We start from the raw sequence: 11,458 nt of genomic DNA on the forward strand, positions 1-11,458 counted from the left end.
GACCGCGCCGGCACTCTCAGCCGTTGGCCGCGCAGTGTCGCTGCTCGTGGCACCTGAGCAGCGGTCGCGCAGGCGGCAGGGAGGGGGTATGTTGCGCGCCCGAACGCGCGACTCCTGTGTCGGTTGTCACCCCGGGGGAGTCTCGAGAATCGCCCGCAGCATCGAGATCAGCTCCGATCGCGACTCCGCGCCGAGCCGGCGTCGAATGCGTGCCACGTGGTGCTCCACGGTCTTCGCTGAAATGAACAGCTGGCTGCCGATGTCGCGGTAGGGCAGACCCTGCAGCAGTAATTCGGCAACCTCGCGCTCGCGGTCGGACAGGCGCGCGGTCGACGCCGACGGACGCGCCTGCGCGGTGGCGGCCGGTGCCGGGAACGAGGTGGCCGACGTGGCCGACGGGGTCGCGCTGACGTCGACGGGGTCGGCGCTGGCGAACTTGAGGTCGCGGGCCAGCTGCAGCATGGCGCCCGAGGTCCGGCCGTCGGGGGTCTGCAGTGCCGCCTGACTGGCCAGCCGGGTGGCGTCCCAGGTCAGCCCGAACTGGACGAGCGCACGCGCGGCCGCGGCCACCTCGTCGGCGTCGACGTGGTTGGCGAGCACCCGCAGCCACGTGCGGCCCGCGTTGGCGAGCGCCCTGGCGAACGGACTGTGCGCGGCGGCCGCCGTCAGCGCCTGGCCGTGCGGCGCCACCGCGCTCGGTGCGCTCGACAGGATGCCCGCGTGGACCCCCGCCCAGTGCAGCGGGATCGCCCACAGCGACGGATCACCCAGTGCGGCAAGCAGATTGAAGGCCTCGTCGAGGGCGGGCCGGACGAGGTCGACCTGGCCCAGCCGCGCGGCGGCCACCCACAGCTCGCCGAGCGGAAGCAGGGCGTAGAGGTCGACCGAGTACTCGGTGAGCACCTCCATCGCGGCGTGCCAGTGCTTGTGGACCGCGCCGCTGTCGCCGGCCCGTCGGGCGATCGCCGTCTGCAGGGCGGCCGCCCACAGGGCGTCGCGGCGGTGCAGCGGCGCACCGGATGCCGCGGCGACGTCGGCGGCCGCCGCGGTCAACTGGCCGTCGAGCATGCGCACCCAGCCGTGCAGCAGCGCGTGCCGTGCAGCGGTGAAACCCAGGTCCGGGCCGGTGTCGTGGACCGCCCGGCCCAGGACGCTGCGGGCGCGCACGGAGTCGCCACCGTGCAGGGCCACCAGCGCAACGAGCGCCGGGGCGCTGTCCGGCGTGACGATGGCCGCCGCCTGTGCCGACGTCGACTGCGCGAGCCGGGCGACGGCGGCGGGGTAGGTGCCGTCGACGGTCATCAGCAACCCGTCGGCGAGACCGCGGGCGGCACGCGCGCTCGACGTCGGAGGACCGGAGGCGTCGACGGCCAGCGCGGCCCGTGCCGTCGGGGCGTCCCCGACCCCGAGCGCCGCGACGACGGCGGCGGCTCCCACGACGGCATCGGGGTAGGCCCCCAGCCAGCGGAACAGCTCGGCCGCCTGCACGGCACTCCCGTCGTGCATGGCCACGCTCGCCGCGATGCGCACCGCGGCCGCTCGTTCGGCGGCCAGCTCCGAGCCCAGCAGCTGGTCGGCGAGCCGTCCGGCCGTCGCGCAGTCGCCGGTCAGCGCGAGGGCGTCGGCGAGGGAGGAGCCGGCCCCGTCGGCGCCCATCTCCCCGGCGGCCCGGTAGAGACGGGCGGCCAGCGCGGGACGGGTGCGGTGGCGGGCCGCCAGGTCGGCGAGCGCGTCGGCGAGTCGCGCGTCGCGCAGGCCGTGCTCGGCCAGCTGCAGGGCGAGGTCCATCGACAGCGTCGACCTGTCCCATTGCGTGTGCAGCAGCGCCGTTTCGAGGCGATGGTGGCGCGCGGCCCCGGCGAGCTGCGCGACGCCGCGGTGCAGCGCGGCCGCGAACGTCGCACTGTGTCCGGGGGCGATCAAGCCGCTGGCCCTGGCGACGTCGACCAACCGCTGCGCCTCGCCGTGGTCGACGTCGAGCGCCGCGGCGACGTCGTCGGGGCCGAGATCCTGGCTCAGCGAGGTCACCAGCAGCGTGTCGAGCACGGGCTCCTCGACCCGTCGCAGGCGCTCGACGAGGGCGACGCGCGTGGCCGCCTCGATCCCGTCGGGCCCGGACGCCAGGCCCGACACGGCGGCGTCGACCAGGAACGGCAGGCCGGCGGTGGCCACCAGCACCGCGTGGAGCGTCTCGGCGGGTGGCGCGGCGCCGAGGGCGTCCAGCGCGCGCCGGTGCACGTCGGCGGCGGTGAGCGGGCCGAGCGTGATGGGCGGCGCTTCTCGGGCCAGGGCCGCCCGCAACGAGGTGAGCGAGGGATCGTGCAGTCGCGGTTCGGCGGCGATCACGACGGTTCTGGCCGGGTCCGCGACCAGCTCCGTCAACCGATCGACGTCCGGCGCGGGCAGTAGGTGGGCGTCGTCGACGACGACCGCCGCATCGGGGGGATCCTCACTCCGCGGCGGGCGCGCGAGCACGGTGCGTCCCGCTGCGCGCAGCGCCGTCCTGACCTCGACGAGCAGCGCGGTCTTTCCCGTGCCGACACCACCTGACACCAGCATCTTGGCGGGCTCGGCCGGTGCCGTCGACCACGCCGTCGCTGCGTCGGGGGTGATCACGAATTCGGCGGCACCACCGACGTGGGCGCGGACGCCTGCGAGCTGGGCGGCCGGGTCACCGGTGCCTCCGTCGTGGTGACGGGCGGTCTCGTCGTGGTGACGGGAGGAGCGGTCGTGGTGGTCGGCCGTGTGGTGGTGGGTGGCGTCGTCGTCGTGGGTGGCGTCGTCGTCGTGGGCGGTGTCGTGGTGGTGGTGGTCGTCGTGGTGGTGGTCGTGGTGGTCGTCGTGGTGGTCGACGACGTCGTGCTGGACGTCGTGTCGCTCGTCGACTCGGTGGTGCTCGAACCCGACGTCGGGGACTGGGACGCCGACGACGAACTCTGCGGCCCATTGCTGGCGGAGGACGGCGTCTCGGTCTTGGTGGACAGGCTGGTGGTCACCAGGCCGTTGGCTCCGGTCGAGGAGATCGTGACGACCTCGGTCACCGTGCCGCTGTTGGTGGAGTTGCCCGTCAGCGTCACGGCGAGGCCGCCGATCGCCAGGAGTGCGGCCGCGGCGGCGGCGCCGAACAGGATGGGCGGGCGTTTGTACCAGGGCAGCACCGCCGCCTCGTCGGGGAACTCGTCCTCCTCGTCGTGGGCGAAGGCCATCTCGGGCCGCGCGCCGGAGTACTCGGACTGGTACTCCCCGCCGGCGTAGGGGAGCGGTTCGCCCGACGGAGCGTCGTCGTCCTGGGACCACGCCAGGGCGCCGGCCGCCTCGGTGGGCGGGGCCTCGACGGGAGGCGCACCGGCCACCCATCCCATGGTGGGCGCCAAGCCCGTCGGCGCATCGGCGACGGGGGCCAGACCCGTCGGAGCCAAGCCGGTGCGGGCGTCGTCGTAGCCGCCGAGCGCGACGACGGCGGCACCCGCGGCGATCGTCAGCGCGGGCACCGGTGCCGTCACGACGGGCACCCGGAACCGTTCGGAGAGTCGCTGCGTCACCAGGGGGATCGCGGCGCCGCCGCCGACGGTGGCCACCGCGGACACGCTCGCCGGCGCAATGCCGTAGCGCTGCACGGCTTCCGACACCGCCGACAGCAGACCGGCCAGCGGTTGCTCGATGAGCCGTTCGAGTTCCTGCCGGGTGATCCGCACGTCGGAGGAGTAGCCCGGCAATTGGGCCGAGAGGACGGTGGAGGTGTCCGACGACAGGCGTTCCTTCGCGTCGCGGCACTCGGCCCGCAGCCGGGTCAGCGAGCCGACCGCGGCCGTGCTCGCGGTATCGGCCGGGTTGGCGTCCGCGATGCCCGCGACGACGTGGTTCAGCAGGGCCTGGTCGACCAGGTCGCCGGAGAAGTCCGGATAGCGCGTCGTGCTGCCGATGACGGCCAGGCCGGCGGCGGCATCGGCCAGGGTGATGCTCGTGCCCCCGCCGCCGACGTCGCAGAGCACGACGACGCCGGCGTCGGGCAGGCCCGGCGACGACCGCAGCCCGGCGAGCGCGGCGACGGAGTCGGGCACCAGCGTGGCGGGAATCCCGCCTGGGCTCAGAATTGGCTTGGCGCGCAGGGCATTTCGCAGTGCGCCGACGACTCCCGGACCCCAGTGGGACGGCACCGCGATCGTGACGGGGGCGCCCCCACCCACGATGCGGGCCATCACGTCGAGGGCCTCGACGAGGACGGTCTCGCCGCGGTGCGACGACCCGTCCGCGGCGACCAGGGGCACCGGGTCGCCGACGCGTTCGACGAACCCCGCCAAGACCAGGCCGGGCTGGTTCGGTCCGGGGAAGGTCCCGACCTCGGGCGCGCGGTCGGGGTAGACCGTCAGCACCGAGCGCCGGGTGACGGGCGCAGCCCCGCCGCGGGTGGCCACCAGGTTGGTGGTGCCGACGGACATCCCGAGTGGTTCAGTCGTGGCCAGTGGTTCGGTCATGAACGGCTCATCCCCTGCCGGGTCGGAGAAACAGCCCTCACCTTAACGGCTGCTGTACGCGAAACGGGGTGTCATCCCCCTAGTGGTGTCGAGCCCCTAATGGCCGATCCCCTAACGCCCTGTTGGCACGGGTGGCTTCACCACCGATCCCAGCGACGCGATACGCCGATAGCATTCGGTGCAGACAGTCGGCGCAACGCCGGGAAGGGGGCGGCTCGTGGCGAACTCGCTGTTGGACTTCGTGATGTCGCTGGTGCGCGATCCCGACGCCGCTGCCCAGTATGCGGCCAATCCCGCGCAGGCCATCGCCGACGCCCACCTGACCGACGTGACGAGTGCGGACGTCAACCACCTCATCCCGGTGGTGGCGGAATCGATGTCGACGGTCGTGCCGTCCGCGGCGGCGGGCAGCGCGCTCGACGACGCGCACAACGTCTGGGCGAGCGGCGCGGCGACGGCGGCCTTCGACGCGTTCGACGACCATCTGCCCCTGCGCGGCGCCGACGTCGTCGCAGCTCACGTGCCCACGGTCGCGACCGTGATCCAGCCGCCCGCGGACGCCGCGCCGACCGTCGTCGACCATGGTTTCGATGCCTTCGACGACCTGCGCGAGGTCAGTGCGGTGAGTCCGTCGGACCACGCGCTGGCCTACGACGTGCCCGTGATCGACGATGGGCACGTCACCGATGCCGGCCCGGTGGACGACGTGCACCACGGCGTCGTCGACGACCATCCGCAGGACCCCGGTTTCGACATCTTCGCGTGACCCCACGCCCGAATCACCCCACGACAGCGCGGCCCGAGTGGCCGCACTGTCGTCGTCGTGAGGGCAGCTCGGCGCCCCCGGGGGATCCCCTAACCCCCTAACGGACGCCCCTAGGGCATCCCTCAACGATCCCCACGGGGAAGGGGTGTGGGCCCCGTTTCCGGGGTGTCCCGACGCTCATAACGTAGTTGCCAGCACACCAAGCACCCACCGACGAAAGGCAGTCCCATGACGAACCTCATCGACTACATCCTCGACCTGTTCCGCGACCCGGGCGTGGCGGCCACGTTCGTCAGGGACCCCGACGGGGCCCTGCGCGACGCCGGCCTGCCGAACGTGAGCGCAGCTCAGCTGCAGGCCGTCGCCGCCAGCGCCGCCCCCGCCGGCGTGTTCCTCGGCGACGGCGACCCGGTGTACGGATTGCAGACGGCAGTCGCGAACTACCACAGCATCCCGGCCGCGTTCTCGCCGCAGACGGCCTTCTCCCCGCAGACCGACTTCGCCAGCAACAACGCCACCGAGGTCGCCAGCAACAACGACGTCATGAGCCCGAACCAGTCGGCCGGGGCCAACGCCCAGAACGGCGCGTTCAACCTCGGCTTCGGCGACATCACGTTCGGCGACAAGACGAGCAACACCGCCACCAACGGCGGCGTCGTGAACACCGGCAGCGCCGGCCACATCGACACCACCAGCGTCAACGGTGACGGAAACGTCGTCGGCCACGACAACAACGCCAACACCGGGGTCATCTCCGCGGGTAGCCACTCGCCGATCACCGTGGGCGAGGGCAACCAGACCCACGTGAGCGACAGCTCGCAGCACTCCGGCGGCGACATCATCGATGGCAACCAAGGCACCGTCATCAAGGACAACGACATGTCCGGCGGGCACGGCGGCGGCGCGAGCGCGAGCGGCGGCAGCAGCCTCCTCGGCATCGGCACCGGTGGCAACGACGCCCACGCGGGCAGCGGCGGTCAGGGTGGCTCGATCATCGTGACCGACAACGGCAACCACTCGAACACGTCCACGACGGCCGTCGGTGGCAACCAGACCACGGTCGGTCACGACCTGGGCAGTGGCAACACCTCGACCGTCGACTCCTCCACCCACACCGCCTCGACGGTGCACGAGGACAACACGTTCGAGCAGGACAACTCCACCCACACCGACAGCTCGGTGCACAGCGACACGTCGTTCTCGCAGGAGAACTCGCTGCACCAGTCGGTCGACACCCACGTCCAGCCTGACACGCACATCGGTTTCTGACGCACCGCGACTGGCGGGGCTCCTTCCGGCGCCCCGCCGGTCCGCGCGTCTACCGTGAGGTGAGGAGAAATCACATGACGCCCCCGAACGACCCACGGCCGGTCACGGTCATCGTCGAGCTGATCGACCACACCGTCAGGATCGCCGGGGACTACGACCGCGGCGATCTGGTCGAGCGGCTGTCGAGGGCGAAGCAGCGCATCGGTGACCCGCAGATCCGGGTGGTCATCGCGGGCCAGCTCAAGCAGGGCAAGAGCCAGCTGCTCAATTCCCTGCTCAACGTGCCGGTCGCGCGCGTGGGGGACGACGAGACCACGACGTTGGCGACGGTGGTGTCCTACGGCGAGCAGCCGTCGGCGCGGCTCATCGTGGCCCGCGGCGACGGTGCCGAGCCGGAGGCGGTCGAGATCCCGATCGCCGAGGTCCGCAACGATCTGCGCCGCGCGCCGCAGGCCGGCGGTCGCGAGGTGCTGCGCGTCGAGGTCACCGCGCCCAGTCCGCTGCTGCGCAACGGGCTGGCATTCGTCGACACCCCCGGCGTCGGCGGGCACGGCCAGCCGCACCTGTCCGCGACCCTCGGCCTGCTGCCGGACGCCGACGCGATGCTCATGGTCACCGACGCGAGCCAGGAATTCACCGAGCCGGAGCTGACGTTCCTGCGCCAGGCCATCGAAATCTGCCCGCTGGCAACGGTTCTCGTCACGAAGACCGATCTGTACCCGCACTGGCGCGAGATCGTGGCCGCGGACGAGGCGCACCTGCGTCGCGCCGGCATCGACGTGCCGGTCGTCCCGGTCTCGTCGGTCCTGCGCAGCCACGCCATCCAGATGAACGACCAGGAGCTCAACGCAGAGTCCAACTTTCCGGCCATCGTCGCCTTCCTCGGGGACCGGGTGCTGGGCCGCGAGAACGACCGGATCCAGGATGAGGTGCTCGCCGAAGTGCGTTCGGCCGCAGAGCATCTCACGCTCACCATCGAGACCGAACTGGCGTCCATCAATGACCCCGAGGCCCGGGACGCCCTCAACGCCGAGCTCGAGCGGCGCAAGCAGGAGGCCCAGGATGCGTTGCAGCACACGGCGCTGTGGCAGCAGGTGCTCAACGACGGCATCGCCGACCTGACCGCCGACGTCGACCACGACATGCGCGCCCGGTTCCGTGCGATCACCCAGCACACCGAGCGCCGCATCGATGGCTGCGATCCGACGCAGCACTGGGCCGAAATCGGCACCGAGCTGGAGAATGCGGTCGCCACGGCCGTCGGGGACAACTTCGTGTGGGCCTACCGCCGCGCCGAGGCCCTGGCGCAGGAGGTGGGCCGCACCTTCGCCGAGGCCGGGCTCGACGCCGTCGAGATGCCGCAGCTGAATGCCCGCGAGATGGGTGCGGGCTTCGGTGACATGAAGTCCCTCGGTCGGCTCGAGGCCAACCCGATTGGCAAGGGGCACAAGGTCGTCACCGGGATGCGCGGCTCCTACGGCGGCGTGCTGATGTTCGGCATGCTCACCTCGTTCGCGGGCCTCGGCATGTTCAACCCGCTGTCGCTCGGCGCGGGTCTGGTCCTCGGCCGCAAGGCCTATCGGGAGGACATGGAGAACCGCATGCTGCGGGTGCGCAACGAGGCCAAGACCAACGTGCGGCGATTCGTCGACGACGTGTCCTTCGTCGTCGGCAAGGAGTCTCGCGACCGGCTCAAGGGCGTACAGCGCCAACTGCGCGACCACTACCGCGACATCGCGAATCAGACGACCCGCTCGCTCAACGAATCCCTGCAGGCGTCGCTCAACGCCGCCAAGATGGAGATGGACGAGCGCGACGCCAGGGTGCGCGAGCTGCAACGTCGCCTCGACATCCTGCGGCAGGTCACCGAGCACGCCGTCAAGATGTCAGCGCGATCGGAAACCGTCACCGCGTAGGGCCGTTCGCAGGCGGACGCCTTAAGCTGGCCTACCGACATGAGCACGAGCGACCGGGTGCGGGCAATCCTCGGCGGCACCGTCGCCGCCTACCGCAGCGACCCGGTCTACGCCCAGCGTCAGGACGTCCTGCACGAGCTCGACCGGATCGGCCGACAACTCAACCAGCCCATCCGCATCGCGCTGGCGGGCACGCTCAAGGCGGGCAAGTCCACGCTGGTCAACGCGCTGGTCGGGGAGGACATCGCGCCGACCGACGCCACCGAGGCCACCCGCATCGTGACGTGGTTCCGCAACGGCGCCACCCCGCGGGTGACGGCCAACCACCGCGGCGGGCGAAGGACCAACGTCCCCATCACCCGCGCGCACGGCGGACTCACCTTCGACTTCGCCAGCCTCGACCCGCAGGACGTGCTCGATCTCGACGTCGAATGGCCCGCAGCCGAACTCGCCGACGCCACGATCATCGACACCCCCGGCACCTCGTCGCTGAACCGCGACGTCTCCGAGCGCACGCTGCGCCTGCTGGTGCCCGAGGACGGGGTGCCCCGCGTCGACGCGGTGGTGTTCCTGCTGCGCACGCTCAACGCCGCCGACATCGCCCTGCTCGAGCAGATCGGCACGCTGGTCGGCGGGGCGTCGGGTGCGCTCGGCGTCATCGGGGTCGCGTCGCGCGCCGACGAGATCGGGGCGGGCCGCATCGATGCGATGTTGTCCGCCAAGGACGTGGCGGCGCGGTTCACCGCCGAGATGGACAGGACGGGCATCTGCCAGGCGGTGGTGCCGGTGTCCGGACTGCTCGCGCTGACGGCGCGCACGCTGCGGCAGAGCGAGTTCGTCGCGCTGGAGAAACTCGCTGCCGTCGACGCGGCCGACCTCGCCAAGGCCATGCTGAGCGTCGACCGCTTCGTGCGGGAGGATGCGGCGCTGCCCGTGGACGCCGCCACCAGATCGGCTCTGCTGGAACGGTTCGGCATGTTCGGCATCCGCATCTCGATCGCGGTGCTGCGGGCCGGCGTCGGGGACTCGGTGGGTCTGGCCGACGAACTCCTCGAGCGCAGTGGGCTGGTCGCCCTGCGCGACGTCATCGATCAGCAGTTCGCGCAGCGGTCCGATCTGCTGAAGGCCCACACCGCGCTGCTGTCGCTGCGACGGGTCGTGGAGGCCAACCCCATCTACGCGACGCCCTTCATCGTCGCCGACATCGACCCGCTGCTCGCCGACACCCACGCGTTCGAAGAACTCCGGCTGCTGAGTCAATTGCGTTCGCGCCCAACGACGTTGACCGAGGACGAGATGGCGTCGCTGAGGCGCATCATCGGGGGGTCGGGCACCGATGCGGCCAGCCGGCTCGGCTTGCAGCCCGACGCGCCGTACGACGGCCCGCGCGCGGCGTTCTCGGCCGCCCAGCGCTGGCGACGCCGCGCGGACCATCCGCTCAACGATCCGTTCACCACCAGGGCGTGCCGGGCGGCCGTGCGCAGTGCCGAGGCGATGGTGGCCGACTTCGCCGCGCAGGGCCGCTGAGCTACGGATGCGGGTACAGGGTGCGAGTCTCGTTGTACCGCGGCCGGGTACGGCCGTCGTCGTAGGTCGTCGGCGACTTGGTGTGCGGCAGGTTGGACGGGTTGAACGACGTCGTCGTGTCCGTGCTCGGTGAGGTCCCCGACGTCGTCGTGGCGCTGGTGTCGCCGGGGTTGATGTCGGAGGTCATCGGCGGGCTGGTGCTGGTGATCGTCTCGGTGCTCGTGGCGGTCGTCGTGGTCGTGGTGCCCGAGTCACTGGACTGCACGGAGTACTGCGGCGTCGGTGGCGGCGGCGCGTCCGACCCGCTCGTCACGTAGGAGATGGCGAACCACAGCAGCGCGATGACCGCGAGTGCGCCCGCGCTGGCGCCGACGACGGTCGAGGTGCGTTCGTGCCATGCGGGTTCGCCGGTCCCCGAGTCGTCGTCACCCGCCACGACGTTCGATAGTAGCGGCGGGCCGGTCCGGCCAACGGGTTAGCGGAGTTGGCCGGCTACTTTGCTCGCAAAGAACTCCACGTGCTCGAGATCGGACATGTCCAGCACCTGCAGGTACACGCGCTGCACCCCGGCCTCGATGAACGGCCCGAGCTTGTCGACGATCTCCGAAGGCGTGCCCACCGCGGGCGAGTTGGAGCGCAACTCGTCGACTTCGCGGCCGATGGCGGCTGCCCTCCTGTTGACCTCGGCGTCGTCGGATCCGGCGCACACCACGAACGCCGCGGAATAGGTCAGGGAGTCCGGCGTCCGGCCCGCCTTCTCGACGGCGTCGGCGACGCGGGCGTACTGCGCCACCAACGTGTCGAGGTCGACGAAGGGGATGTTGAATTCCGAGGCGAACTTCGCGGTCAGCGCGGGGGTGCGCTTGGGGCCGCCGCCGCCGATGATGATCGGCGGCGGCGTCTGCACGGGCTTGGGCAGGGCCGGGGAGTCCTTGACCGTGTAGTGCGTGCCCGCGTAGTCGAACGTCTGACCCGTCGGGGTCTGCCACATGCCGGTGATGATGTCCAATTGCTCGGCCAGCCGCTCGAACCGCTCGCCCAGGGCCGGGAAGGGGATCGCGTACGCGTCGTGCTCGGCCTCGAACCAACCGGCCCCGATGCCGAGATCGATTCTGCCGCCGCTCATCTCGTCGACCTGGGCCACCGAGATGGCCAGCACGCCGGGGTGCCGGAACGTCGCCGAGGTGACCATGGTGCCGAGCCGGATCGTCGACGTCTCGCGCGCGATGCCGCCGAGTGTCACCCAGGAGTCGGTCGGACCCGGCAGGCCGTCGCCGGCCATCGCCAGGTAGTGATCGGACCGGAAGAAGGCGGAGTACCCCGCCGCCTCGGCGGTCTTCGCGACGGCGAGTTGGTCGGCGTAGGTAGCGCCCTGCTGAGGTTCGACGAACACACGGAAGTCCATCGGCTCAGCTTATTACCTTGGGCCGCCCAGCCCCTCGCGAGCAGCCGCAAACATGTCGCAACACGCCGAGGCTGCGACACTTTCGCGTCTGTTCGCGGGA

General features: G+C 71.5%; 8 protein-coding genes. 4 read left to right on the forward strand and 4 right to left on the reverse strand.

From position 1 onward, the window contains the following. Window positions 1-126 precede the first annotated feature (126 nt). Complete coding sequence (iniR, locus tag G6N60_RS03340; protein WP_407665220.1) at window positions 127-2,616, reverse strand: isoniazid response ATPase/transcriptional regulator IniR; 2,490 nt, start codon at window positions 2,614-2,616, stop codon at window positions 127-129. Beyond that, the gene (locus G6N60_RS28455; protein ID WP_163732528.1) at window positions 2,613-4,475 is read right to left on the reverse strand and encodes an Hsp70 family protein; all 1,863 of its coding nucleotides are present in this window, start codon (window positions 4,473-4,475) and stop codon (window positions 2,613-2,615) included. Before G6N60_RS28455 ends, iniR begins: the two co-directional genes overlap by 4 nt. A gap of 217 nt (window positions 4,476-4,692) precedes the next feature. Here G6N60_RS28455 and G6N60_RS03350 point away from each other — a divergent pair, with 217 nt between their 5' ends. The 4 genes from G6N60_RS03350 to G6N60_RS03365 all read left to right on the forward strand — a co-directional run bounded on the left by G6N60_RS03350 (window position 4,693) and on the right by G6N60_RS03365 (window position 9,953). Next, the gene (locus tag G6N60_RS03350) at window positions 4,693-5,241 is read left to right on the forward strand and encodes an Rv0340 family IniB-related protein (RefSeq protein WP_163732531.1); all 549 of its coding nucleotides are present in this window, start codon (window positions 4,693-4,695) and stop codon (window positions 5,239-5,241) included. A gap of 228 nt (window positions 5,242-5,469) precedes the next feature. After that, window positions 5,470-6,510 carry an IniB N-terminal domain-containing protein gene (locus tag G6N60_RS03355; RefSeq protein ID WP_163732534.1) on the forward strand — a complete coding sequence of 347 codons (1,041 nt, stop codon included), beginning with the start codon at window positions 5,470-5,472 and terminating at the stop codon, window positions 6,508-6,510. Window positions 6,511-6,584: 74 nt separating this feature from the next. Beyond that, window positions 6,585-8,426: a dynamin family protein gene (locus G6N60_RS03360; protein WP_163732536.1), complete on the forward strand. Its 1,842-nt coding sequence runs from the start codon at window positions 6,585-6,587 to the stop codon at window positions 8,424-8,426. Window positions 8,427-8,465: 39 nt separating this feature from the next. Then, window positions 8,466-9,953: a dynamin family protein gene (locus G6N60_RS03365; RefSeq protein ID WP_163732539.1), complete on the forward strand. Its 1,488-nt coding sequence runs from the start codon at window positions 8,466-8,468 to the stop codon at window positions 9,951-9,953. 1 nt (window position 9,954) lies between these two features. Here the strand turns inward: G6N60_RS03365 and G6N60_RS03370 are convergent, their stop codons facing one another. Together G6N60_RS03370 and G6N60_RS03375 are read right to left on the reverse strand one after the other, a co-directional pair. Beyond that, a complete protein-coding gene (locus G6N60_RS03370; RefSeq protein WP_163732542.1) occupies window positions 9,955-10,389 on the reverse strand; it encodes a hypothetical protein in 435 nt (144 codons plus the stop codon). Between the two features lie 39 nt (window positions 10,390-10,428). After that, window positions 10,429-11,358: an LLM class F420-dependent oxidoreductase gene (locus tag G6N60_RS03375; RefSeq protein WP_163732545.1), complete on the reverse strand. Its 930-nt coding sequence runs from the start codon at window positions 11,356-11,358 to the stop codon at window positions 10,429-10,431. Window positions 11,359-11,458 lie beyond the last annotated feature (100 nt).

The sequence above is a fragment of the Mycolicibacterium madagascariense genome, assembly GCF_010729665.1.
In the GTDB taxonomy this organism is placed as follows: Bacteria; Actinomycetota; Actinomycetes; order Mycobacteriales; family Mycobacteriaceae; genus Mycobacterium; species Mycobacterium madagascariense.

Bases quoted from the DNA above. Each gene is read 5' to 3' on its own strand.
- G6N60_RS28455 (WP_163732528.1), bottom strand. From the start codon at position 4,475: ATGACCGAACCACTGGCCACGACTGAACCACTCGGGATGTCCGTCGGC.
- G6N60_RS03355 (WP_163732534.1), top strand. From the start codon at position 5,470: ATGACGAACCTCATCGACTACATCCTCGACCTGTTCCGCGACCCGGGC.
- G6N60_RS03360 (WP_163732536.1), top strand. From the start codon at position 6,585: ATGACGCCCCCGAACGACCCACGGCCGGTCACGGTCATCGTCGAGCTG.
- G6N60_RS03365 (WP_163732539.1), top strand. From the start codon at position 8,466: ATGAGCACGAGCGACCGGGTGCGGGCAATCCTCGGCGGCACCGTCGCC.
- G6N60_RS03375 (WP_163732545.1), bottom strand. From the start codon at position 11,358: ATGGACTTCCGTGTGTTCGTCGAACCTCAGCAGGGCGCTACCTACGCC.